At 54.9% G+C, this 24,411-nt stretch carries 16 protein-coding genes and 1 tRNA gene; 3 read left to right on the forward strand and 14 right to left on the reverse strand.

The features are described 5' to 3' along the window. Window positions 1-10: 10 nt before the first annotated feature. The 6 genes from ACVBEJ_RS04575 to ACVBEJ_RS04600 all read right to left on the reverse strand — a co-directional run bounded on the left by ACVBEJ_RS04575 (window position 11) and on the right by ACVBEJ_RS04600 (window position 10,270). Window positions 11-340, reverse strand: a complete 330-nt coding sequence (locus tag ACVBEJ_RS04575; protein ID WP_447128425.1) for a helix-turn-helix domain-containing protein — start codon at window positions 338-340, stop codon at window positions 11-13. A 181-nt stretch (window positions 341-521) separates the two neighbouring features. Next, the gene (locus ACVBEJ_RS04580; protein ID WP_447128426.1) at window positions 522-1,163 is read right to left on the reverse strand and encodes a site-specific integrase; all 642 of its coding nucleotides are present in this window, start codon (window positions 1,161-1,163) and stop codon (window positions 522-524) included. Window positions 1,164-1,355: 192 nt separating this feature from the next. Then, a complete protein-coding gene (locus ACVBEJ_RS04585) occupies window positions 1,356-5,591 on the reverse strand; it encodes a sacsin N-terminal ATP-binding-like domain-containing protein (RefSeq protein WP_447128427.1) in 4,236 nt (1,411 codons plus the stop codon). After that, window positions 5,588-9,109: a helicase-related protein gene (locus ACVBEJ_RS04590; RefSeq protein WP_447128428.1), complete on the reverse strand. Its 3,522-nt coding sequence runs from the start codon at window positions 9,107-9,109 to the stop codon at window positions 5,588-5,590. Before ACVBEJ_RS04590 ends, ACVBEJ_RS04585 begins: the two co-directional genes overlap by 4 nt. A 41-nt stretch (window positions 9,110-9,150) precedes the next feature. Then, complete coding sequence (gene mads1, locus ACVBEJ_RS04595; protein ID WP_447128429.1) at window positions 9,151-9,348, reverse strand: methylation-associated defense system helix-turn-helix domain-containing protein MAD1; 198 nt, start codon at window positions 9,346-9,348, stop codon at window positions 9,151-9,153. Window positions 9,349-10,183: 835 nt separating this feature from the next. Next, window positions 10,184-10,270, reverse strand: a tRNA-Leu gene (locus tag ACVBEJ_RS04600). Between the two features lie 162 nt (window positions 10,271-10,432). Between ACVBEJ_RS04600 and rnr the strand changes: the two genes are divergently transcribed. Further along, window positions 10,433-12,790 (forward strand): ribonuclease R, encoded by a 2,358-nt coding sequence (gene rnr, locus ACVBEJ_RS04605; RefSeq protein WP_447128430.1) that lies wholly within the window; start codon window positions 10,433-10,435, stop codon window positions 12,788-12,790. Window positions 12,791-12,891: 101 nt separating this feature from the next. After that, window positions 12,892-13,629, forward strand: a complete 738-nt coding sequence (rlmB, locus tag ACVBEJ_RS04610; protein ID WP_447128431.1) for a 23S rRNA (guanosine(2251)-2'-O)-methyltransferase RlmB — start codon at window positions 12,892-12,894, stop codon at window positions 13,627-13,629. A gap of 99 nt (window positions 13,630-13,728) precedes the next feature. On the opposite strand, the gene ovoA is transcribed toward rlmB, so the two are convergent. From ovoA to ACVBEJ_RS04625, 3 genes are all read right to left on the reverse strand, one after another. Then, a complete protein-coding gene (gene ovoA, locus ACVBEJ_RS04615) occupies window positions 13,729-15,888 on the reverse strand; it encodes a 5-histidylcysteine sulfoxide synthase (protein WP_447128432.1) in 2,160 nt (719 codons plus the stop codon). Window positions 15,889-15,996: 108 nt separating this feature from the next. Continuing rightward, window positions 15,997-17,172, reverse strand: a complete 1,176-nt coding sequence (locus ACVBEJ_RS04620) for an aminotransferase class V-fold PLP-dependent enzyme (RefSeq protein ID WP_447128433.1) — start codon at window positions 17,170-17,172, stop codon at window positions 15,997-15,999. Between the two features lie 7 nt (window positions 17,173-17,179). Beyond that, entirely contained in the window at window positions 17,180-17,356 is a 177-nt protein-coding gene (locus tag ACVBEJ_RS04625; RefSeq protein ID WP_447128434.1) for a DUF3012 domain-containing protein, read from the reverse strand. A 245-nt stretch (window positions 17,357-17,601) separates the two neighbouring features. On the opposite strand from ACVBEJ_RS04625, the gene ACVBEJ_RS04630 reads away from it, so the two are divergent. After that, window positions 17,602-18,111, forward strand: a complete 510-nt coding sequence (locus ACVBEJ_RS04630) for a BPSS1780 family membrane protein (protein ID WP_447128435.1) — start codon at window positions 17,602-17,604, stop codon at window positions 18,109-18,111. A gap of 107 nt (window positions 18,112-18,218) precedes the next feature. On the opposite strand, the gene ACVBEJ_RS04635 is transcribed toward ACVBEJ_RS04630, so the two are convergent. From ACVBEJ_RS04635 to ACVBEJ_RS04655, 5 genes are all read right to left on the reverse strand, one after another. Continuing rightward, window positions 18,219-19,526, reverse strand: coding sequence for a DUF58 domain-containing protein (locus ACVBEJ_RS04635; protein WP_447128436.1), 1,308 nt, complete (start codon window positions 19,524-19,526; stop codon window positions 18,219-18,221). Between the two features lie 141 nt (window positions 19,527-19,667). Beyond that, window positions 19,668-20,666, reverse strand: coding sequence for an AAA family ATPase (locus ACVBEJ_RS04640; protein WP_447128437.1), 999 nt, complete (start codon window positions 20,664-20,666; stop codon window positions 19,668-19,670). After that, window positions 20,663-21,871: a DUF4350 domain-containing protein gene (locus ACVBEJ_RS04645; protein ID WP_447128438.1), complete on the reverse strand. Its 1,209-nt coding sequence runs from the start codon at window positions 21,869-21,871 to the stop codon at window positions 20,663-20,665. The genes ACVBEJ_RS04640 and ACVBEJ_RS04645 overlap by 4 nt, the downstream gene beginning before the upstream one ends. Continuing rightward, window positions 21,868-23,400 (reverse strand): DUF4129 domain-containing protein, encoded by a 1,533-nt coding sequence (locus ACVBEJ_RS04650; protein WP_447128439.1) that lies wholly within the window; start codon window positions 23,398-23,400, stop codon window positions 21,868-21,870. The genes ACVBEJ_RS04645 and ACVBEJ_RS04650 overlap by 4 nt, the downstream gene beginning before the upstream one ends. Next, window positions 23,390-24,382: a stage II sporulation protein M gene (locus ACVBEJ_RS04655; RefSeq protein ID WP_447128440.1), complete on the reverse strand. Its 993-nt coding sequence runs from the start codon at window positions 24,380-24,382 to the stop codon at window positions 23,390-23,392. The genes ACVBEJ_RS04650 and ACVBEJ_RS04655 overlap by 11 nt, the downstream gene beginning before the upstream one ends. Window positions 24,383-24,411: the final 29 nt, after the last annotated feature.

A 24,411-nucleotide genomic window follows, 5' to 3' on the forward strand; every position in this document is an offset into this window, starting at 1 on the left:
TTACCCTCGCTCAAGGCTGTGTTCCTGTTTTCTTGCCGATCAGTTTGATGTCCTGCAGCTTATGACCCAGTTCATCGTCCAGCGCGACGTTGGCAAAGTCACCAGCAAGCCCTAGGACGCTGAGCACAGCCAGATAGTGGCCGATTGAAACGCTGGGATCTCCCTTTTCAATCTTTCGAATAGTCAGGCGACTAAGCCCGGTGCGCTCGGAAATCAAAACCTGGGTATAGCCTCTGCGTTTACAGGCCAGTTTGATGTTCTCGCCAAGCTGTTCCAACAGGCGTCTATTCTTGGGAAAAACAACAGCAGATCGAGTCTTCTCGGGCTTTTTATTGGACACTGCAGTTACCAAATTGGTTGAAAATGGTAATTATAGCGATCATCCCTTATTTTTCAACTCATGTGGTCACTATGATTGCCAAAAGTTGAAATAATGGTAAGTATAGGTACCATTATAGGTATTGGCCGTTATGTGACTGAGCTGTGCGAGTGGTTCTTTAGCAAGATTGTCGCATGGATGATCAGGCCGCAGAGGCATAATCACCATCAACTGTGTAGGACGATTGGGGCTCTTTTACTCCCTGGCCAAAATCGGAGACGAATACGTGACGCTGACGTTGGTCGCCTTGCTCAACCCAGCGGCCATAGTGTCTCATGATCATCTCCGTGGTCTTGTGCCCCATCTGTTGTGCCACGAACAAAGGGTTTTCTCCTCCGGAAAGTAATTGACTGGCGTAGGTGTGGCGGCTTTGGTATGGGTTGCGATAGCGGACTTTGGCCGTTTTCAGAATATGCTTCCAGGGTCGCTCTAAGTATTCATAATCAATGAACGGGCCCTTATCGCCTGGTCGGACGAAGATGTAGTCACTGCCGACAAAGCTGAATTGCTTCTGGTGCTTGAGTGCTTCATAGGCGGCAGGTAGCAGGACTATTCTCCGATTGCTGGATCGAGTTTTGGTTTCCTTTAGCTTGCGTTCAACAACGGCCCGCTGGACATGCACTTCACGTTGCTCCCAATCGACATCGCTCCACTGCAGGCCGAACAATTCCGATGTCCTCAACCCAGAAAAGAATGCAAATTTCAGCAGATTCCGAATACGTGGATCGTAGGTCAGAGCGCTCTGTAGAACCTTGCTGATTTCCTTGCTCGTAAAAGGATCCACTTCATAATCGGTCTTGGCCTGGTTGCGATCTACCAGCTTGCTGACTTTGATCTTGTCCAGAGGGTTACGGTCGATGATGTCATCGTTCAGCGCCCGGTCCAGAACAGCGCGAAGCGGGGTTAGGTTGACTTCTCACGAGCAGAGGCTGCATTGATCGCTTCCAGTGGAAGCGCGACTTCAATCAGTTTTTTCTTATAGGCCTTGGTCATGTTCAAACACTAATCTGTATGTTGATGGGTGCAGGGTTAGTTCGCCACGTTTCTGCATTTCGCGCAGTTCATCACCGGTTATCTCGATGGGTACGCCTTCGAGATTAGCCAGTATCAGAACGTATGTCTCAGGAGATTTTTCGACAATGCTCCAGATTTCAGCTTCGAGCTGGAGTGGTTCACGTTCAAGGCAGTGGTCCTTGGGCCAGTAATGCCGCTTGATCTCGCCATTGGCTGACCTGAGTTCCCACGGAAACAAACTGCCATTCGCCTTTGCGATCCAGTTTCCTTGATCGTCATAGAAGCGGCTGTCGTGATCCTTGTGGAATCCTTCACTCAGTGCGAAGCGTTCCATCATTCCTGGCTTTGGCGGTTTCTCTTTGCGCCGGGGTCTTAGGACCAGCTCATCGTCGTCTTCGAGGTCCGAAGTATCGCCTTCCTGCTCGGGAGGAGTCTCTGTCTCCGTATCGTCGTCAACCTCGCAGGTTTCGTCTTCAATGGTGTCATCCGTGTACTCTGCATCTGATTCTTGGATGGAATTATCATCATCTGCTACGTCGTTTTGGCCTTTTGGCTGTATCGGCGTTTCGACTGCATCAACCGCAGGTTCCCGAGTGGGGGATACAACATCTTCCCGTGGAACCAGTGTGAAGTTTCCTTCCATGTATTCCGTGACGAACGCTCGCGGTCTGTCGAAACAGAGTTTTATAGCATCTGTGATGTCCGTGTTTCTGAATGATCGACCAAGCTCCAGTGCCACGGCTCTGGCGAGTTTTCCTAGTGTTTTGTCTTCGGCATGCAGAATGCCGTCAGCCCAGATAGCATCGACTTGTCTGGGAGTGCCAGCGGGCTTCCCGTCTATATAGGAAATAATCTCCAGCTCACGTGTTGTTTGCCACTTTGTAACAGCAAGCTCTCTCGCCAAAGTTCGGATACGCTCTGCTTCCTCTTCGTCTTTTAGCTTGAGGCGTTGTAATTCCAGACCCAACTGTGTAAGCCAATCGCACGTCTCCGGTTTGCCCGCTTCTGTTCCCTTGCGGTGAAACTTCTCTTCGGCGTGAGCCGCCAAAAGGGGAAGTGCCGAAAACGGTCCTGTCTGCGTGATGTCTACGGGCAGGTCCTGAAGATTGGCAGTCTTGTCTTTCACCCACTGGTGCAGATGGCTCCAGGGGATAAGGGGTTGCAGGGTTAGTGCATATTCGAAGTCTTCGACTGGCGTCCAGCGACCAGAGAGGCTTAGCCAGTGTTGGCAATCATCCCAGACCCGGCGTGCATGGCGCTGCAACAAAGCGCGCGCGCGACGAAGATCGTCTGCCGATAGATGGCCGGTTGGAAGGCTTTGCAGCCATTTAATTGCCAGTTCGGGTGTCGGGCGATCCTCGACACCGATCTTACGCCAAATTGTCAGGTCGCTTACGGACGTGCGCACAGTTTCCGCGCCGGGGGCATCTTCCTCATTGGCATGCAGGAATACGCCTGCGCTCGTCACCCACGATCCGTTTTCAGTCAGAATAAGCCGTTCGTTTTCAAAGGCTGATTTGATGTCAGTGAAATCACTGGTCGAGCATCCGTCTATAAGTTCGTCCAGTCTCCGATACCATTTCTCGACTTCGTGAGGCGGAGGGTTCGTACCCTTCGAAAGTGCCCGTAGCCGGACTATAAGTTTGTCTGGTCCTGTCGGTGAATCGCCTACACCCAAAAGCTCCAGTAAAGGAGCTGTTGTAGGATTATCCAGATGCGCGTCGACGAATGGTTCGACATCCCGCAAAGCTTCTGTCTCTGGGGTTCTCCGCAGAAGTTCGGCAGGTTTCCGCAGCATACCGTGCGTATCACGCAGGCACTTCTCGTTACGTAGTCTCAGAATCCACTGTGGCAGCAAACCGTCGCGAATAACTCGTTGAGTGCGCCCATTCTGTGCTTCTTCAGTCACTGTGGCCGTGGTCGAACTGGTCCAATACCTTTGCGGGGCCGAGAGAATTCTCTCCGCGACTTTCCCCCAAATCGACTTGTCTTCTACCGAGAGTTCTTCCCAATGCCGCCAAATTTCTTTATCGAAATCCCAATCGCCGATCTTGAACCAAGGGCTCTTATATCGCGGGTTAAACGGACCATTGTAACTTCGACGCTTTAGCTCGGGCTCAATGTCCCTGAGAGGCATGTAGCTAGATTCGATTTGCTTGAGCGGCACAAATGTGTGAATCCCTGCCCGTCCACTTTCAATCCATTGAAGCCATTCTTCACGCGAGCATGACGTGAAGGAGCGCAGATACGCGGTATGTAACAGATGCGTCTCGCACCACTTTTCGGGCAGCATGAGATCAAGTGATCCATCGAAGTCACACAGAATTTTCGCGTTGACGCTGCGCAGTCGCTTGTCCTCACAGGCAAATTGGAAGGCGTCTCCCGTGCTTGCACCCAGTTTAGCGGCTATCTGTGCTATGCGTACTGCATCGTTGAGCGTCTTCTCCTTAGATGCGAAGAAATCGACGGCGACCCTGTCGATGACTTTTCCAGTATCGCTCGGTTCGCTTAAACCGATTTCTTTCAGAACGGTATCAGCATCTTCGACTTGCCGGGCGAGTCCTTCATTGCCGTCAAGCTCCGATAGTCGCCGCCTGTCTGTCAGGTATCGAAGCCAGTTCTGATTGAGCACGGAAAGCCTGTCGCCAAGAAACTGCCAGTCTTCTTCAGTAGGAATGAGCTTCTTCTCGCCAAGGCGCACTACCTCGTTTGCTGCATAAAGCACGTCCTTGCCTTGAACAGGGACGATGCGCAGCGCTCCTTTCGGACAATGGAAACGATACCCCGTTATGATCGGCGCGATGTAGGACCAGAGGCTGAGAAGGCGGTGCCAGTTTTCAGGTTTTGGAAGATGCTTTTCCTGAAGAGCTTCCAATACGTCCTCATCATCGACTTCCTCTATCAGTCCCCAGTTAAGTAACTTCTTTCGATCCTTACTGGTGACATCATGGGAGAATGCGGGTCTTCCGGTTTCATCTAAGAGTGCGGCCGCTTGCCCGTCAGGCCAAACCTCAAAAAGTGCTTTGGGAATAATGATGCACTGTTCTTTTGCGACCAGCTCGCCATCATCAGTTAGTAAAAGGTCTTCGTCCTGGATTGAATCTGCAAACGACTTCTCGACGATTGTTCCACAGGTTCCCTCCAGCGACGTATCTTCCTGGTCTACGTCTGGCATGAGCGCATAGGCGCGCGCTCTTTCAGCCGGATGCTGTTTCGATTTTTCCAACCACTTGAGCATCACTTCTGCGGCGAGTCTTCCTGCACGATTCAACAGCCACCGGTTCGTGGGTGATGTTTCGGGGTCCTTGATCTTGAGACGCGCAGGGTCCTGTATAAAGGGCGCGTTACAGGCAAACGGCAGCGAAGTCTTGACCCCTGTGGGTAGGACAACGTATAGACGTCCTTTCGCGCCAAGGACGATCTCAACGGCGCAGGGTGGAAAGTCTGTCTCCTTGTCTTCAAAGAGCATGCGCTCATCACGGATTTCGGCCAACGCCTCTGCCGGGAAGCGTTCCAGCCTGGACCGTGCGATCAGGTAGCTCTCGTCTTCATTGTCGTGCAATGCGAGCCATTCCGTGCCCTCTACCGGGCCGGGACCGAGGCTGCCCCAATGAAGTATATCTTCGCCGATCTGGATACGCCTGATGTTCTTAAAGAACAACAGTGACACGGGGCTTTTTAGCCATTCCTTGAGGTTCTTTTCGACTTCAGTCCTGCGGTGATGGTCCTGTATGGCAACGCGAACCGTCGTGAATTCTTCTGTAGGGGAAGTCTCGCTCGACCATTGAGGTTCGGTGAAACGCTGATGATTGAAGGCTACGGTAAGCGTCGGGGTAATGAGTTCTACGCGCTTACCCAGACTGAAGGTGCTTTTGAACCCTATGCCCCGGAAACCGATTGTATGCAGTGCGCGCTTGTTCGAATAGCCGAACCTGCACAACGACCTAAAATGCTCTTCAGTGAAATCTTCGCCGTTGTGTTCGAAAATGAAGGTGTCGTTTTCGATACGGACTTTTGCCTCGGATGCCCCCGCGTCGTCGGCGTTCTGCAAAAGTTCAGAAACGATGTGGCGCGGACTTTGAACCTGCTTGAACAACTGCCGCCAGGGGGCCGACAGCACTGGATTGCTTTCGAGCTGCTCCCAGAGTTCTGCTGTTTCCTGGCGTATGGGTTCAAAGTAGGCAGGGTGAGCACTCATCTGGGAACCTCAGATTTGCTCAAGAGGTGTTTCAGCTCGAATTGCTGCGCTGTTACACCGAAAGCAGGCTCTACCTCGAAAGGTTGCCAAACATATCGGGGTTCTTGCGCAGATTCCTGACTGATCTGCACAATAGCCAGAATATAGTCCTCCGGCTTGTTCAGTGAGGTGATGATCTCGTTTCGCGTGACTGTGATCGTGTTCGCGCCGTCTATGCGGCCTTTAACTTCGATAAATCGTTGCTTTTTCGTATCGGGATTCAGGGACACGATGTCGTAGCCAACTTTTGCGGTCGATACATCTTCAGGCAGGTTTCCAAGTGAGCGCTCTGCATCCATCACGGCGTTCATCGCCATGATTTCGATCTGGCGTCGGCTTGCGGCATCGGCTGCGAATTCAGCCGGAGCGCCGGAAGGTTGTTTCTTGGCGAGCAACCCTTTAGGCACGACGATCAAACCGCCTCGCACCAGGGGTGCGCTGGCCGTTATGTTTTTCTCTTGCGCCAGTTGTTCCATTCGGCGCTTGAGGCGATCTGCCAGGTCTTCGGCGCGTCTTTGTGCGTTTTCCCAGTTGAGCCTTGTCTTCTTTCCGGCGTTGGCCTCTTCTTTCAGCTCAAAGGCCCGCCCATCCCAGTAATTGATTTCCTTCTTCAATCGAGCCTGAACTTCTCGTTCAGTCTTTTCGATTTCCGGCAATCTCCGGTTTTTGACTTCTTTCAAATGCTCTTGTGCCAGCTCAATGATTGCGAACTTCTTTACCTCTGATTCAAGGTCATCTGATAACCAATGTCCTTTCAACTCGTCTTCTACCGCCGACAATTCTTCGGTTGCGGCCGATCTCAGGTTCAGGTGTGGCGCAATACCTGCGTTCACGACAGTTCCGTCTTCCCGGATACTGGCAAACTGAAGCCGCTGCGAAACAATCTGGTTCGCTCCTGAACTTGTCTTGCGTCCATCCTCGATGCTGTGTTCCATGAGGAATACAGCCTGAATGTCTTCTCCCGGATCACTTTCGTCGACCATGACGGCGCCCAGTTTCATCAGGTCGCCGTATTGATCTCTGATCAGGCTGATAACTGCTTCCAGAAGCGGGTGTCCGGGGCAGACAAACTCGGCCACGGGTTGTTGGTTGATGTATTGCTTGTCAAAGCAAATACGCTCAAAGCGCTTCTGTACAGGTGCGCCTTTGCCGATCAGACGGTCACGCTCCCGGATACGCACGGGTACGTGCGTGATCTCGAACCGGCCTTCCTCGCGCTTCTTGAAGCGACCGCCCAGGTGTTTGAACGCTTCTATAAAGAAGCTTTGGATATGGTGCGGCTGTAAACGCTGTGCCTCGGCCCGTTCCATCTCCAGTCGAATGCTTTCGACATCAGATTCAGCCATCATGTCATTGGTAAGTTTGCGTTTCTTGAGCAGTTCTTCGATATGGTGGTAATCGACAGCCCCGTCTATTTTTTCGAAGAGCTTGGCCTTTGCCTCATCGCTTTCACCGTACTGGATAGCCTCCCAGAGCAGGTCTTTAAGGGAAGTGCCTTCGAACGGCTCTTTGCCCAGCACGTCGTAAACGCGGCCGCCGAGTGCTGCCCGCGCTGTTTCCAGCTTTTCTAGCAGGCGTGCGTAGACTTCACCTTCCCGCGTATCGGCGGCGACGAGGTTCCATAGGTGGCAAACTTCTGTCTGACCGATACGGTGAATTCGACCAAAACGCTGTTCGATTTTGTTCGGGTTCCACGGCAGGTCATAGTTCACCATCAGATGCCCGCGCTGGAGGTTCACACCTTCACCGGCTGCGTCGTTTGCCACTAGGACCTGTAGTTCACGATCTTGCATAAAACGGCTGATGACTTTTCGGCGTTCTTCTCGTGTGACACCGCCGTGGATGACTTCGACACTTTCCGGTTTGCCGAGTCGGGTTCTGATCTTGTCCGCCAGGTACTGAAGCGTATCCTTGGCTTCCGTGAAAATAATAAGCTTTCGGCGGTTGCCGTCGCTGTCGATCATTAGATCGTCATCGAGGATTTTGTTGAGCTCCAGCCACTTCGTGTCCTTGCCGGAGCGCAATACACCTAGAGCCTTCTGTTCGAGGTCTTTAAGTGTTTCTACTTCAATCTGAAGCTGCTCAATGGTCTCAGCCGTAGTCGCCGTCGTGGAAATCGTTTCCTCGAAAGCCTCAATATCTTCTTCTCCGTACTCATCAATATTGCCGAGTACCTCGTTGCTTAAATACTCATCTTCATGGGCGAGGGCTTTCTTCTTGCCGCGTGCAATTAACCGTGCTTCTGCAAGCTCGTTTTCGAGTTTTTCACGACGACGCTTGAGCGACTGGTAGATCGCGGCGGGGGAAGAGGCAAGGCGGCGCTGAAGGATTTGAAGCGCGAACCCGACATTGTTTCGTTTCTTGGCGTCTTCCTCCGCGAAACGCCTTACGCGGTTCATCTCTTCACGAACGTAATCCGTGACTCTCCAATACAAGGAAGCCTCTTCATCGGAAAGTTCGTATTTGACGGTGTAAGCCAGGCGCTCCGGGAACAAACGCGTTCCGTCAAACTTCAACAGCTCTTCTTTCGTAAGGCGCCGCATCATATCTTGCGTGTCGGCGTAGTGGACGCCATCACGGAAGCGCCCCTCGAAGCGGTCTCCGTCCAGGAGCGCCATGAAGAGCTGGAAATCTTCTTCCTTGCCGTTGTGCGGCGTAGCAGACATCAAAAGCAAGTGTCGACAGATTTGTCCGAGCTTCTGACCGAGCTGATAGCGTTTTGTGTACTTTACGTCGCCGCCAAAATAGCTGGCGGACATACGGTGCGCTTCGTCCGAGATAATCAAATCCCATTCTTGAGATCGAATGAGTTTTTCTTGTAATTCCTCATTTCGCGCCAAGACGTCCAGTCGGGCGATCATATGGTTGCGGTCATTGAACGGGTTCCCTGAACGCGAATTTTCGATCATATCTCTGCTGAGAATGTCAAACTCAAGATTGAATTTGTCGCCCAATTCATCCTGCCACTGTTCGACCAGACTTCCCGGCGCAACGACCAAGCATCGTTCCAGATCACCCCGCGCGATAAGCTCTTTGATTAGCAAGCCCGCCATAATCGTTTTACCTGCGCCGGGGTCATCCGCTAGCAGGAAGCGAAGCGGTTGCCTTGGCAGCATCTCTCCGTACACAGCCGTTATCTGGTGAGGCAAGGGTTGAACCAGACTTGTATGTATGGCGAGGTAAGGGTCGAAGTGGTGCGCCAGTTTGATACGATTCGCTTCTGTCACCAGGCGAAGCATTTCGCCGTCAGCGTCGAATGACCAGCTACGTCCGGCCGAAGCTATCTTCAGGGTATGTTCTTCATCTCGATAAACTAGACGGTTTTGAACCCCGCCGTGCGCGTCCTCAAATATGACTTTAACGGCCTGATCGCCATACCATTCGATATTGACGACCTTGGCAGTGCCAGTAGGGGTCAATCCTTGAACCGAAGCGCCAGCTTTCAGGTCTTCCAGCCTTGTTTGATTCATCTCAGTCATTAGGAGCTCCTGATCTCCTTGGTTGAGCGTTCTGGCTTCGGTTACTTTCCGCCGTTGCTGTCGCTGGATTTTTTTGATTGATTCTCAATCCAGATTTCGATCTCCGTGCGTCGGAAACGCCATGCGCCACCTACCTTAAATCCGGGTATCTTGCCTTCTGCCGTCAGACGATACGCGGTCTTTTCGGTGATTTTGAGGTATTCGGCTACCTCTTTAACTGTCATGATGTCGTTGTTCATCACTGTGCTCGTATTTGCAGCGAAAATGTGAAAATAAGGGAAAATACGGAATTAAACAACCTTATTTTCCATAATCCCTTCTAAACAGTCAGGTTAAGAAATTTCGGTTTACCTAAGATACCTTTACCAGCAGATCGGGGTCATTTCTCTATCTCGCACCTAATCTAGACGCATAGCATCTTGAATCAGTCGCCCGCAGTTCATTTTGTACCTTCATTGTGGGGCGTTGGCTGAAGTGCTAGGTCTCAGAGGCATTGCCCAGAGTAGCTTTTACTGGGGCTGCCAGGGTTGCTCAAAGTTGAGGGAGGTTTTTTCAGTTTGTATCCCAGGTGTATCCCATGACTTTTTCTAGGGGCTGGTGTGGGGTGGAAAATAAACCGTTGCGCTTAATAAAGGGAGGGGATGGTACAGAGGCCGGACTTGAATCGGCCCGCCCTTGCTGGTAGGAGATTTTAATCTCCCATGTCTACCAATTTCATCACTCTTGCACTGCTTGGATTGGCGCTGGCGGTCGCTTGATAGAGTACACACAGATAATGTGTTAGATCAGGTTCGCGGTTTGCTTGACCACACTTAGGGTGTTGGGAATGTATTCGTCAGGCAGTCGTTGTCAGGCAGAGTGTGATAGCGCAGAGAGATGTATAAAGGCTAACAGCAGGCCAGTGTGAGCCATCGAAATGGACGCTAAATTTTCAATTCTGCGTTCCACTCACGTTCCACAGAAGGGACAATTCGAGACGATGAGAGACAAGATGATTGGCTTCTGAAAATAAAAAAACCATTTAAGAATCAGTGTCTTAAGTGGTCTCTCGTGGTCTATCGATGTTTTTCAAAATGGTGCCCAGGAGAGGACTTGAACCTCCACGCCCTTGCGAGCACTAGCACCTGAAGCTAGCGTGTCTACCAATTTCACCACCTGGGCAGCGGGAAATCTGCTGGCCAGTGCCAGCGAGGAGCGCACTTTACTGATCCCGCTTTCCCTTGTCAACGCCCGCCGCGAAAAAAACAAGGATTGTCTCAGTCCATGAGCTACAATGCCCGCAAAGCCGCTACTGCGGCGCAAATCAGTGAAAAGTAGAGCCTTTTGAGCAAGAAAAGAAACCCCAAAGATCCCCACGCCGCCCGCGAAGCGATGCGTTATGAAAATCCCATTCCCAGCCGCGAGTTTATCCTCGATTACCTGCGCGACAGCATTGGCCCCATGACTCATCCTGAGCTGTGCAAGGCGCTGAAATTGCGGGGTGAAGAGCCGGTAGAGGCGTTGCGTCGCCGTCTGATTGCCATGTGTCGCGACGGCCAGTTGGTGAGTAATCGCCGGGATGCCTTTGGCCCGCTGGACAAGATGAACCTGATCAAGGGCCGGGTGATCGGCCACCCGGAGGGTTTTGGTTTTGTGAAGCCGGATGCCGGGGGCGACGACCTGTTTTTGTCCAGCCGCCAGATGCGCCGGGTAATGGATGGCGACCGGGTGCTGGTGCGCGCTTCTGGTCACGACCGCCGTGGCCGGGTGGAAGGTTCCATTGTCGAGGTGGTGGAGCGGGGCAGCAGTCAGTTGGTGGGGCGTTTGTTTACCGAGAGCGGCGTGTTTTTTGTTCGCCCGGAAAACCCCCGTATCCCCCAGGATATTCTGGTGCCGCCCAGGGATATTGGCCGCGCGAAAGAAGGCCAGGTTGTGGTGGTGGAGATTGTTTCGCCACCAGATCGCCACACCATGCCTACCGGTAAAATCAGCGAAGTGCTGGGCAGCCATCTCGATCCCGGTATGGAAATTGATATTGCCATCCGCAACCACGGTATTCCCAACCAGTGGCCAGCGGCGGTGACTGAACAGTGTGCAAAAATAGCGGATGAAGTCAGCGAGGCGGACAAATGGCAGCGGGTGGATTTGCGTCACTTGCCCTTTGTCACCATCGACGGCGAAGACGCCCGCGACTTTGACGATGCGGTGTATTGCAAGCCGGGTCGCATGGGTAGTCACACGCTGTACGTGGCCATTGCCGATGTATCCCACTATGTGCCCGTGGGCAGTGCTCTGGATAAAGAGGCCTGGGAGCGGGGCAACTCCGTGTATTTCCCGGAGCAGGTGGTGCCCATGCTGCCGGAGAAATTATCCAACGGTTTGTGCTCGCTGAATCCCCAGGTAGATCGCCTGGGGATGGTGTGCGAAATGAAAATCGCCGCCAATGGCGAGGTCAAAAAGTACCAGTTCTATGAGGCGGTCATTCACTCTCACGCTCGCCTGACGTACACGCAGGTGGCGCAAATGATTGCTCAGCGGGCGGAAAAAGACAGCCCGGTTCGCAAGCAATTCACGTCCGTGGTCAAGCATATTGATCATCTGTATCGGTTGTTTCAGGTGCTGCTAGCGGCTCGTGGTCAGCGCGGGGCCATCGACTTTGAAACCACCGAAACCCGTATTCTGTTTAATGCCGAGCGCAAGATCGACCAGATCGTTCCCAGTGAACGCACCGACGCTCACCGCTTGATTGAAGAATGTATGCTGTGCGCCAATGTCTGCGCCGCGCAGTTGCTGGAAAAGAGCAAATTGCCCGGCCTGTACCGCATTCACGCGCACCCCAAAGAACAAAAACTCACTGCGTTGCGGGAGTTTCTTGGTGAGTTGGGTCTTGGTCTGGGAGGCGGTGAGTCCCCATCACCCAAAGACATGCAAAAAGTTCTGGCGCAAATCGGCGAGCGCCCGGACCGTCATGTGATTCAAACGGTGATGTTGCGTTCCATGAATCAGGCGGTGTACGACCCGGAAAATATCGGCCACTTTGGTCTCAACTACCCGGCTTACACCCACTTTACCTCGCCCATTCGCCGCTACCCGGATTTGCTTACCCACCGAGCGATCAGGCACCTGCTGCGCAGTAAAAAGCGTGTGGCAGGTTTAAAGCGCGTGTCCGGTGCGCCGGCACTGACTGCCAAACAGATTTACCCCTACGACATGGCCGCCATGATGGAGGCGGGAGAGCACTGCTCCATGACCGAACGCCGCGCTGATGAGGCCACCCGCGAAGTGGTCAGTTGGCTGAAGTGCGAATATTTGCAGGAGCATGTGGGTGACGAGTTGGATGGTGTGGTCAGCGCGGTAACTAATTTTGGTTTATTTATTGAATTGCAGGATATTTATATCGAGGGTCTGGTGCATATCACCAACCTGCCCAAAGACTATTACAACCACGACCCTTCCCACCATCGCTTGATTGGCGAGCGCACCCGCCGGGTATTCCGCCTTGGGGACAAGCTGCGGGTAACCGTGGTTCGGGTTAATCTGGACGAGCGCAAAATCGATTTTGAGCTGGCCGAGAAACAGCCCAAAGCACCACCGCCCGCGACGAAAAAAATATCAGGCAAAGACAAATTTATGGCGCAGATGAAGGCGGAGCAAGGGCGCGGTAAAAAAGGGCCGAGCAAAAGACCGGTGCGGCGTAAGTGACATCAAAGATGTCATCCTGAGCGCAGCGAAGGAACTCACAAGTGTGGCAACGCCGAGATCCTTCGCTGCGCTCAGGATGACAGTCGGCATAGGAATACGACGTGACTTCAAAAGAATGGCAATACGGCCTGCACGCGGTGCAAGCGCTGTTAAAAACCAACCCGGAAAAAGTTAAAGAGCTGCGCCTGCAACGGGGCCGCGATGACGAGCGCATGAAAAAAATTGTGCAAATGGCCGAACGCCATGGCACGGCCATCACTTGGGTAAATCGCAAGGAGATGGACAAGGCCGCTGAGGGTCGCCATCAGGGGGTCATGGCCCTGTGCGAAGGTGGTGAGGTACGGGACGAGCATTATTTGCTGCAACTGGTGGCACAGCTCAATAAGCCGCCATTTTTGCTGGTACTGGACGGCGTGACCGACCCCCACAACCTGGGTGCCTGCCTGCGCTCTGCGGATGCCGCCGGGGTGCATGCGGTTATTGCCCCCAAAGATCGTTCTGTCGGTATTACACCCACCGTCAGCAAAGTGGCCTGCGGTGCGGCGGAATCGGTGCCGTTTGTGGTGGTGACCAATTTGGCGCGCACCTTAAAACAATTACAGGATGCTGGAATTTGGGTGGTGGGCACGGCTGGTGAAGCCGATGAGCTGGTTTACCACGCGGATTTAAAAGGCCCACTGGCCCTGGTGATGGGGGCGGAAGAAAAAGGCATGCGCCGCCTGACTCGCGAGCAATGCGACAGCCTGGTAAAACTGCCCATGGCGGGCAGCGTCAGCAGTTTGAATGTGTCGGTGGCGACGGGGGTATGTTTGTTTGAGGCGGTGAGGCAGAGGACATAGGGCGCGCTGCGCGCTTACAGGGCGCCCGCTTTGCGGGCTACAGGGTACAGCAGATCAAGCCAGCTTGCTGGCGTCCTGTAGCCTCGAAGAGGCGTGCTGTCAGCTTTGTTTTTGCCAAACAGTCAGTTGTGCCAACGTATGCTGAAATTTGCGCCGGGTTTCGCGAATTACAAAGGGAATGTCCTGTGGCTCGGCAAGCAGTTTGAACTCTGGTTTCAGATGATCCTGCAAGCCTTCTAACGTATCGTAATTCTCTCCGGTATTGGCTTTAAAACCGCCCAGCCATTTTTCCCTGGGGGTAAATTCTTCCAGCCAGGTGTAGGGAGAGGTCAGCACCAGTAAACCGCCGGGGCGGATGCGCTCTTTGATTTGTTGCAGAAATTTTGCCGGGTCGTAGAGCCTGTCCAACAAGTTGCCAGCAAACACCAGGTCGTAGTCGCGATATTTTTCCACCAGGTTGCAGGCGTCCCCCTGCATAAAGGCGATTCTGTCTTTCACTTCGGTGTAACCGTCGAAGTCGCTCAATTGTATTTCCTTGTAGGAAACCAATTCTCCTTCGTCTTGCAAAATGTAGCGCTGAGAGCCGGTTTTTTGCAGGTTGGTGGGGGCTTCGATCAGGCGCACGGAAAAGTCGATGGCGTCTACATGATCAACGTGTTTCGCCAGTTCAAACGACGAGCGCCCGGTGGCGCAGCCCAAATCCAGGGCGCGTTCCGTGGTGCGGCCCGCCAGGTGTGGTTCGATGGCAGCGATGCAGGCCACCGGAAAGTTGGCCACGCCAAAGTGTTCGTCGCCGTAGTGGAACTCGATGTACTGGGCCACCATAGCGGAGGATTCGTAGGTGTTCAGAGTTGGGTCTGGCAATTTTTCGCCCTCCACATAGCGCAGGCCGGAGTATTGGTTGAAGTGACGCCGAAAGGCGTAGCGGGAATCTTTAATGGCGTAGTTGCCGGTGGAAATCCAGCAGCCGCCTTTGAACAGGTTGTGTTTGCCATCGAAGGTGGGGGTGGAAAAGTCGTCGTAAATAGGGTGAACTTCAAATCCGTCGAAGCCATCGATGGGGGTTTCGGTCCACTGCCAGACGTTGCCGATAATGTCATAAAAACCGTTGGCAAACTGGTGGCGGTTGACAGGGCAGGCAGAAAACTCCCCTTCCAGGTTGATATTGCCCGGCGCTTGCTGCCAGTCTGGTTGGTCCGTGTTTGCCAGTTCCCTCAGCTTGTACCATTCCGCTTCGGTGGGCAGGCGAATTTGTTTGCCGGTTTGTTCCGACTTCCAGTTACAGAAGGCTTTCGCTTCCAGGTAGTTGATATCCACCGGCCAGTCCCAGGGCATGTCGATCACTTCCAGCATGCTGCGGTAGCGGTAGCCCGATTCGCTTTTTACCCAATACACCGGGTGTTGCGCCTGGCGAAACTGTGCCCACTGCCAACCTTCTTTTGTCCAGTAGTGTTCGGTGCGGTAACCCTCGGCTTCAACAAATTGCAGAAATTCCTGATTGGATACCAGATATTTAGACGCGCTAAATGGTGCCACGTCTTCACAGTGATGGCCGTATTCGTTGTCCCAGCCATACACAGGGTTGTCGCGGGATTTGCCCAGGGCGACTTTACCGCCATTCACCGACAACAGCTGGTTGTCGGGTGCAGCACCGCTTTGACGGCAGATGTTGCTCCACAGAGCGTGGGGCCGCACGCATTCCAACGGCAGCTCGCGAATTAACACCGCCGTGGTTTCCAAGTGGATGCGCTCGTGTTCAATGCCCATCAGCACAACCCACAGCGGGTCATCCCATTGAATGGGCAGGCTGATCTCGCAGTCGCCAATAAACTGGTCCACCACTTGCCGGGTTTTGTCGCGGTGGGCTTTTACTTCGGCGGGGGAGGGCCAGTGGTAGTGGTTTTCGTTGAGATCGTCCCAGGACATTTCGTCCACGCCAATAGCCAGCATGGATTCAATGCGCTCGTCCACTCGCTGGTTAATCAGCTTGGCCACATTGAGTTTGTTGATAAAAAACACCGAGGTGTGGCCGTAGTAAAAAATCAGCGGGTGGCGCAGGGGATTGGCGCGGGTATAAAACGCCTGGTCGTTTGCCAGGCATTCAAAAATGCTTTCGTACAGGGAAAAGGTGTCGTGAAAATACTGGCGGATTTCCTGGCGCTTTGCCTCCGGGTCGTTGCCGTCCAGCAGCGGAGTTTTGGTGATCAGGTTGTATTCGCTGATGCGGGCTTGTGGCGGAGCGGCTGTTTCCACTGACATTGGATTTCCTTGTTGGCTAAAACAGTTGTCATTCTGAGCGCAGCGAAGACTCTCTTTGCTGATCATCACTATGAGATCCTTCGCTGCGCTCAGGATGACAGTTAAAAATTATTGGCCCTTCGACTCGATAATCTGGCAAAAATTCGCGATTTCTTCGTCATTATTGAAATAGTGCAGTGACGCTCGCACTGCTGAGGGTACATCCCGTTGCTGAAAGTCCAGCCGGGCATTGTGGCGGGCGGTGACCGAGGTATTTATACCGTGCTCCCGCAGTGTGGCCACCAGTTGTTCAGCATCTTTGCCTGCGATGGTAAAGGTGACAATACCGCAGCGTTGAGCGCCCGGGTCGTGCACGGTAACACCGGGTATATCGTGCAGCTTGTTACGCAGACTGTCTGCCAGGGTAAATAGCCGTTGCTGGATGGCCTCCAGGCCAATATCCATGGCGTACACAGCGGCTTCTGCCAGGCCAATTTTGCCAGCGGTAAAGCACTCCCAGTTTTCAAAGCGCCGGGCATTGGCTTGCAGTTGATAGCGGTCGTCCGCCACCCAGGGGGCGGAGTGAAGGTCGATAAACGGCGGTTGCAGGCTGTCAATCAGGTTTTCACGCACATACAGAAAGCCGGTACCCCGTGGGCCACGCAAAAATTTTCGCCCGGTGCCGGAGAGCATATCGCAGCCGATGGCTTTTACATCCACCGGTATTTGCCCTACGGCCTGGCAAGCGTCCAGTATGTACAGCAGTTTGTTGTCGCGAGCGATTGCCCCAACTTCGGTGGCGGGGTTGACCAGGCCACTTTGGGACGGAATGTAAGTCAGAAATACAGCGCGGGTTTGTGGCCGAATCATTTCCCGCAGTTGCTGCAGGTCGATGGCACCATCGCCGCCAGAAGGTACCCGGTCGATAATAATGCTTTTTTCACGGGCCAGGTGCAGCAGCGCCAGGTAGTTGGAAGCGTATTCCGACTGGTGCACCAGAACCCGGTCTCCCGCTCGCCAGGGAATACTGTACACCGCCATATCCCAGGCGCGGGTGGCGTTTTCCACAAAGGCGATTTCGTCGCGGCTGGCGTTCAGCAGACGGGCAAAAGCGCTGTAAAAACCGTCGAGCTTATCGGCATTGGCAGCGGCGGCTTCGTAGCCACCGAGGGTTTGCTCCAGTTGCAAATGGTCAAGCACGGCCCGGTATACCGGCTCCGGTATCAGTGACGCCCCGGCGTTATTAAAGTGAATTAATTGTTCGCAGGCGGGGGTATCGGCCCTGGCTTTTTGCAGGTCAAACATTGGCTGCCTAATCGCTGCGAAAGATGCAGTGCTTGGCAAAATCCGCCGCTTCGTTGGCGGTCCAGTCCCCTTTGGGTTTTTCTTTCATGGCTTCACACCAGGCTTTACTGCCCACTTCCGGGGCGCAGCCACTAATAAGGATGCTGGCGATGGCGGCGGATACCAACAGGGATAGCTTTTTCATAGTCGAGCTCCAAGGCAAAAACTGTGGATCATTGTGCATCAATGGCCAAAGGGTTACATTCACTTTTTGTAACTATTCAGCTCACGCGTCAAAACGCGCATGGCTGTGTTAAAAATTGATCATTTACACGTGTAAACTCAACAATTTTCGCCTTGCCCTGCACGTTTTGACACGCAATCTGAAAAGTTACAGGGCATGCTGAATAGTTACCCATTTTTTAGAGCGTGCTGCCAAAGGAGTGAAGTATGACTGAAGACAATCCCTATCAGGCCCCGCAAGCGGATGTGGTAGAGCCACAGCAGCCAGGCGAACGTTCACTAGTGGCGCCCAGAGCTTGCTCTGTGGGCAGTGGCTGGCACTGGATAAAAGAGGCCTTTTCCCTGTTTGCCCGCAGCCCGGGAATCTGGATTCTGCTGTGCCTGGTGCTGTTTGGCATGTCTGTGGTGATTTCGTTTGTGCCCCTGGGCAGCGTCGCCCTGAGTTTGTTTACCTATGTTCTGGTGGCGGGAATGATGATGGGCTGTGCCGACTTGGAAGGGGGCAGCGAATTGTCCGTGGAGCATCTGTTCCGGGGCTTCAAGCACGAAAGCATGAGCGCACTGGTTATCTGTGGCGCGGTGGTGCTGGTTTTGGGTATGGTGGCCACCATCCCACTGGGGCTGGGCTGGCTGGTGCTGGCGCCGATAATGGTGCTTACCATGTACAGCTCCTATAAAGCTATTTTTACAGAGGCCTCCCAAGAACTGTCATCCTGAGCGCAGCGAAGGATCTTATAACCAGCCGAACTTTCGAGATCCTTCGCTGCGCTCAGGATGACAACAACCTCGATCTGCTCGTAACCAGTAGCTCGCGGCCCGCCGCTTTAAAGCCTTCCCGCCCGCTTGATATCCAGGTACTGATTCACCAGTTTCACCGGCAACTGTTCGGCGGTGGTGTCCATGCACAGGGCACCGCTGTGGCCCAGGGATTCGTGCAGGCTGCGACGCCGTTGCAGGTAGTCGTATACGCTGTGGTACTGCAGAGCGTTGTCGAGGGTGTTGACGTCTTTCTCCAGGGATTGTTGCAGTGCCGGTTCCTGCAAATCCGCCAGCACCACCAGATGACGGCGGGACAACAATTGCACCGCTGTCAGTAATTCTTGCTGGTCTTCGTCGCGGGTGTTGGTCATCAGCACAATCAGGCTGCGGCGGCTCTGCAGTGACATCAGCCGCCGTGCCGTGCCCAGGTAGTCCGCCGCATCCATGGTAGAGGGCAGGTCAAAGGTCTGGTTGAGCAGTTGATTGACGGCCCCCTGACCTTTTTGCGGCGCGCACCAACGCTCGTCACCGGCAAAGGAAATAAAGCCCGCTGCATCCCCCTGGCGCACCGCCACGTAGGAGAGCAACAACATGGCGTTGAGTGCCTGGTCGAGATGTTCCTGGCCATTTTCTTTGTGGCGCATGCGGCGGCCGCAATCCACCATAAACAGAATTTGCTGATCACGCTCGTCCTGGTATTCCCGGGAAATTACCTTGCGGTGGCGGGCGGTGGCTTTCCAGTCCACCTGCTTCAGGCTGTCGCCGTCACGGTATTCCCGCAACTGGTGAAAGTCGTTGCCCTCACCACGGCGCTGACGCCGCCTGACGCCCATCTGACTGAGTTTGTTGTCTGTGGCCAGCAGGGTGTAGTGGCTGATTTCGGCAAAGTTGGGGTACACCCGCACGGTGCTTTCCAATGGCAATAACTGGCGTTTGCGCCACAGACCCAGGGGTGAGCTGATCAGCAAGTCCAGCGCGCTAAAGCGGGCGTTGCCCCGCTGTTGCGGTTTTACCGGGTAGCGGATTTCCGCCATCTTGTCGGCGGGCAATATCAGCGGTTGCGGCTGTTCCCGGTAGCGAAAACTGCTGGGTACGTGGTCGTGCAGACTGAGGTGCAGAGTGCGGCGGTGGTGATGGCGCAGGCGCAGTTTGATATCCGACCAGGCATTGATGGGCAGGTTGTGGTTGACCTTGCGTTCCGCTTCTATCTGGTTGAGCTGGCGAACCCACAGGGCATCCAGCATCAGTGCCGCAACCAGTAAAGCGGCGCAAACCACCCAGGCATTGACCAGTACAGGCGCAAAGGCCGCGGCGACCGCCAGCAACAGCCAGGCCAGTAGCAGCAACACCAGGCGGGTGGTGGGGCGAATCATCGTGTAGCCCCACAAAAATACTTCGTCATTGCGAGGAGTCCGCAGGGCGACGTGGCAATCTCCGGAAATGTGGCACTTTGTAGCGGGAGATCGCCGCAGTCGCTGCGCTCCTTCGCGATGACGGGGAGCGGGTCGGTAGGCTTAAACACGCGGCGCATCAATATTGTCCAGTATGTCCGCCAGCACCCGGTCCGGGCTGTAGCCTTCAATTTCAAAATCCGCCGTAAGGCGAATACGGTGGCGCAGTACCGCCGGGGCCGCCTGTTTGACATCGTCCGGGGTGACAAAGTGGTTGCCGCTCAACAGCGCCTGGGCGCGGGCGGCGCGCAGCAGGGAGATACTGCCCCTGGGCCCGGCGCCAAATTCGATGCCGCTCCATTCCCGGGTGGCGCGCACAATGCGCACCGCGTAATCGACAATTTGCTGGTCCATTTCCAGCTCGGTGGCCAGTTGCTGAATTTCCACCACGCGCTGTGGGCTCAATACGGTTTCGATATCGTCAATGTTGAGTGTGTCGCCGGTGGCGCCGGTGGTGACCTGGCGAGCCAGTGTGCTTTCCTCCTCGGCGCTGGGGTAGTCGATCAGCACTTTCAGCAAGAAGCGGTCCAGCTGTGCCTCTGGCAATGGATAGGTACCTTCCTGTTCCACCGGGTTCTGGGTGGCCAGCACCAGGAAGGGGTGCTCCAGTTTGTGACTTTCGCCTTCGATGGTGACTTGTTGTTCCTGCATTACTTCCAGCAGCGACGATTGAGTTTTTGCCGGGGCACGGTTGATTTCGTCCGCCAGCAGAAAGTTGCAGAACACCGGGCCACGGCGAATGCGGAACTGCTCGCTTTTCATGTCGTACATGGCGTGGCCGGTAACATCGCTGGGCATCAGGTCCGGGGTGAACTGCACCCGGCTGAACTCGCCCCCCACGGCTTTGGCCAGGGCCCGCACCAACAGGGTTTTGCCCAACCCTGGCACCCCTTCCACCAGGGCGTGGCCGGACGCCACCAGGCATACCAGTGCCTGATCAATCACTGCATTCTGGCCGATAACGGCGCGGCCAATTTGTTGGCGCAGGCGATTGAGATCGTCGATGGCGGCTGCCAGTGCGTTTGCGTTCGGGTTGCTATTTGCCTCAGTGGTGTCGTTCATAGCGTCTTCCGTATCTGTTGCAGTAAATGGGTGAGTTCAATAAATTCCCGCTCCCCCTGCCAGTCGTGGTGCAGGGCGCGGGCTATTTGTTCGGCGGACAGCTGGCATTTGTTGCTGGACAGCGCGTCTGCCAGCTTAGCGCTGCGCTCTGCCACTGGCAGGGTGGCAATCTGCGGGTGTTTGCGGCGCAATAGCAGTTCGATGTCGCGGCGGGTGTCGGCAAACAGTTGCTGGGCGCGATCCTGGCGCCAGGCGAATACGGCGCTCATGTGCAGGTGTTCCAGAATGTTGCGCCGTTCCGGGGTAATGTTGGCGCGCAGCGGCCCAAAGCGGTTGTACAGCCACCACAGCCAAAACAGCACCAGTGCCAGCAGAGCGATAACCGTGTGGCGGCCGTGTTGCCATATCAGTTGGCTGAGCGGCTCGGCGTCGATGCCGCGCACCAGCCAGACGGTGTTTACGGATTCCACCAGCCAGCTCAACATAAAGGCGTGATCTCGTTGGTGAATGGATGGCTGCGAGTCTTCCCGGTAGGTGTACTCCCGGGGGTTGCGCATAAAGTCGAGGTCGGTGGTTACTATCACCCAGCCCTCGCCGTGGGGTACTGCCAGCAGGTAGGTACTGGTTTCGCTGGACACCTGGTGGCTTTTGCGATTTTCCCAGTCCGGGTCGTACAGGGACAGGCCGTACTCGAACTCCACCTCAAAGTCAGTGCCGTTTTGCAGGGTGGTGGTGATAACTTCAAAGTCTGGCCAGTCTGTATCGTCTTCCCGTTCGTCGTGGTAGTGTTGCCACAGGGTCAAGCCCATCTTGCTCAGCAATTTGTCTCCGGCGCCGGGGTCGTCACCGACCCAGGAGCGCTGCACACTGGTGAGAACTTGCCCGCCCTGTTCCACCCAGGCCAGCAACTCGTCTACGCGATGATCCGGCAGGCGACTTCCCAGGTATTCGCCGATAATGATGTCGCCGCTGGGGGGCAGTGCCTGAAAGCGATTGAGGCCATTGCTCAATTCCACCGGGTAGCCTTTGCGCTGCAGAAACAACTGCGCGGCGCGGAACGGGTTTTTCCGCACTTCCTGCGATGGGCTAAGGCGAAATTCCTGTTCCACCAGCTCGTGGTTTTGCAGCCACCACCAGACGTAGACGCCGATGGCAACGGCAAACAGCAAAATCAGCAAAATCAGGTTGCGTCTGTCTGAATTCACGAGTCGCCCCCGGATTCCGCTGGCCGGTTGTCGCGGTAGTGTTGTGCCCAGTTGTGACACAGCTCGCGGGTATGTTCGGCGCTGGGAGGTTGGTGGGCGTAGGCCAGCAGCAGCCAGGTATTGGTGAGTTGACGAAAATAACCCAGTTCGCTGGCGGGGCGGTGCCGTTCGGCCAGCCGCAGGCATTCGCCTTCGGTGCTGCTGTCGCTGATGGGCAGTTCGCTGTGGTGCACCATATGGCTGAGAGCGGCGCGGAACAGCAGGCTGATGGCCTCGCGAATTTGGCCGTTTTCCAGCAGTTGCAGGGCGCTGGCGGCCACGTCGTCTGGCAGTGATTGCCGTCCCAGCTCAAGGCCGAACAAGCTGCTGGGGGGCGCTTTTTTGCGATGCTTGCCTTTGCTCGGCAGGTTGAGCCAGTCCAGCCAGCTGGTAAAGCGAACGATGAGCCAGACAATCAGTGCCAACAGCAACAGAATAATAACCACTTTCAGGAACAGTCCCAGTGCGGGCAGTATTTTTTGCAGCCATTCAAAGAAGCCGCGCAGTTTCTCCAGCCAGCTGTAGTCGGCTTTTGGTTTTTCTTTGTCGATGGCACGCCATACTTTGCGGGTTTCCAGTTCGCCGAATTCCAGGTTGGCGGTGATTTCTTCGATGAGTTGTTTGTCAGCAACCGGATCTGGCGCTTTATCCGCAGGTGCCTGGGGGGATAACAGTGTTCCGCACAGGCCCAGAAGAAGTACCAGGGTTGCCCCGGCTTTGGCGCCGTTGTCACGGCGTTTTTGCTGGCGGTTGGCCATACGCCGGAAGGCGAGTTCAATGTCCCACCCCTCCAGGCGGGTGCGGCGGCTGAGGTAGAGGGCAAATCCTCCGGCGATAAAGAACGGTGCCACCAGCGAGGCGGATATCAACCAGATCACCGCCGACAGCCAGTGCAGGTCTTCCCCCTGTTGCCAGGAAAGCAGGCGGCTGGCGATGTTTTCCATATACCACAGGTTCAGTTCTTCCGGTACCAGCATGTACAGAAGAGTAATTTGTGATCCGTCCAGGGTGCGGCCAAACAGCCAGCACAGCACACCAAACCAGATAGCGGTGCCACTGGTGCCTAGCCCCAGTACACTCATTCGCTGGCTGCGAACTTTGCCTTTCAGCCCTTCCAGTAACACTACCGGTTCTACAAAACTGCGCCCCGGGTGAAAGCGCCGCCACAACAATGTCGCCAGTAATTGCGGCTTTACCAAACGCCAGTAGTGGCGCAGCTCTCGTCGCACCGATGGGTATTCGCCAAACAGGGCACGGCTGAGAAAGTGCAACAGCGGGCGTTCGTACAGGGGTTGCAGCCACCAGGCGACAATCAGTGCTAATAACACGCTGTCAATCAAGGCCAATGACAGGGCAGTAACGATGGTGGCGGGTATCAGCCACAGTAGCCACAGGCGCAGGAACCATTGGCGCGCCAGACTGAAGCCCAGGTCGATGGCCTCCCAGTTGTTGCGCAGGCGCAGGCGCGCGGAGATTTTGTCAATCTGCACTGGCTGTCCCCCGGCCACGCCCGGCGCGCCATAAATAAAGAATGGTGATCACCCACATCAAGGCGGAAAAACCGTATTTCACCGGGGTGGGAATGTGTGGGTTGGGGGACCAGAAGGCTTCGATAAAAGCGGCGGCGGTGATCAGTGTTGCAGCGCCAATCAGTATTTGTACCGCCTCGCCAGCGGCGATTTTCAGGGCGTCGATACGCCGGTAGGGGCCGGGTGACAGCAGCGGTTGCCCCAGCCGCAGCCCGGCGGCGGACGCAATGATAATACCGGTAAGTTCAAAGGGGCCGTGGCCGCACACAAATGGCCAGAAGGTATCGGTAAAACCCAATTGACTCAAATGGCCCGCCACGCCACCGATCACAAAGCCGTTGTACAGGGTAATAAATACCGTGCCAATGGCGGCCAGCATGCCCATGGCAAAGGAGCGAAAACCGATGGAGACGTTGTTCCAGATGTAGTGGCCCAGCATCATGATGTCGCTGTCGGCCTTGCGTTCGGAATCCCGCCCCACCTGGTCGTTGGCCGGGTCGTACATGTATTCCATTTGCCCCACTGACTGATCGGGCATCACGCTATAGATCAAATCGCCGTTGTGGTAACAGGCAATGCCAAACAACAGCGCTGGCAGGTAAAACAGCGCGGTGGCCAGCCAAAAGTGGCGGTGGTGGCGGCGCAGCTGGTTGGGAAAGGTGACCCACAAAAATTCCACCAGACGCCACAGTCCGGATGACTTGCTGCGGTACAGGTGCTGATGGCCACGCATGACCCGCTGATGCAATACCGCCACCAGGTGAGGGCTGTAGTGGCGTTGTTGGGCCAGCGCGTAGTGGGCGCACAGACGACGGTACAGAGCGGGTAGCTGCTGGCGTTGCTCGATGGGTAGCTGAGGTGTGCGCTGATCCAGGTCGTCCAGCAGTTGATCAAATTGCTGCCAGCTTTCTGTATACAGTTGTTCAAATGCCTGCTGTTTCATCTGGCATCCTGCCTGATAGAGACGGTAGG

Source organism: Porticoccus sp. GXU_MW_L64 (assembly GCF_052983295.1).

Coding starts and splice junctions, on each gene's coding strand:
- ACVBEJ_RS04625 (WP_447128434.1), bottom strand. CDS start 17,356: ATGAAAAAGCTATCCCTGTTGGTATCCGCCGCCATCGCCAGCATCCTT.
- ACVBEJ_RS04640 (WP_447128437.1), bottom strand. CDS start 20,666: ATGAACGACACCACTGAGGCAAATAGCAACCCGAACGCAAACGCACTG.
- ACVBEJ_RS04630 (WP_447128435.1), top strand. CDS start 17,602: ATGACTGAAGACAATCCCTATCAGGCCCCGCAAGCGGATGTGGTAGAG.
- ACVBEJ_RS04635 (WP_447128436.1), bottom strand. CDS start 19,526: ATGATTCGCCCCACCACCCGCCTGGTGTTGCTGCTACTGGCCTGGCTG.
- ACVBEJ_RS04590 (WP_447128428.1), bottom strand. CDS start 9,109: ATGACTGAGATGAATCAAACAAGGCTGGAAGACCTGAAAGCTGGCGCT.
- mads1 (WP_447128429.1), bottom strand. CDS start 9,348: ATGAACAACGACATCATGACAGTTAAAGAGGTAGCCGAATACCTCAAA.
- ACVBEJ_RS04655 (WP_447128440.1), bottom strand. CDS start 24,382: ATGAAACAGCAGGCATTTGAACAACTGTATACAGAAAGCTGGCAGCAA.
- ACVBEJ_RS04620 (WP_447128433.1), bottom strand. CDS start 17,172: ATGTTTGACCTGCAAAAAGCCAGGGCCGATACCCCCGCCTGCGAACAA.
- ACVBEJ_RS04585 (WP_447128427.1), bottom strand. CDS start 5,591: ATGAGTGCTCACCCTGCCTACTTTGAACCCATACGCCAGGAAACAGCA.
- ovoA (WP_447128432.1), bottom strand. CDS start 15,888: ATGTCAGTGGAAACAGCCGCTCCGCCACAAGCCCGCATCAGCGAATAC.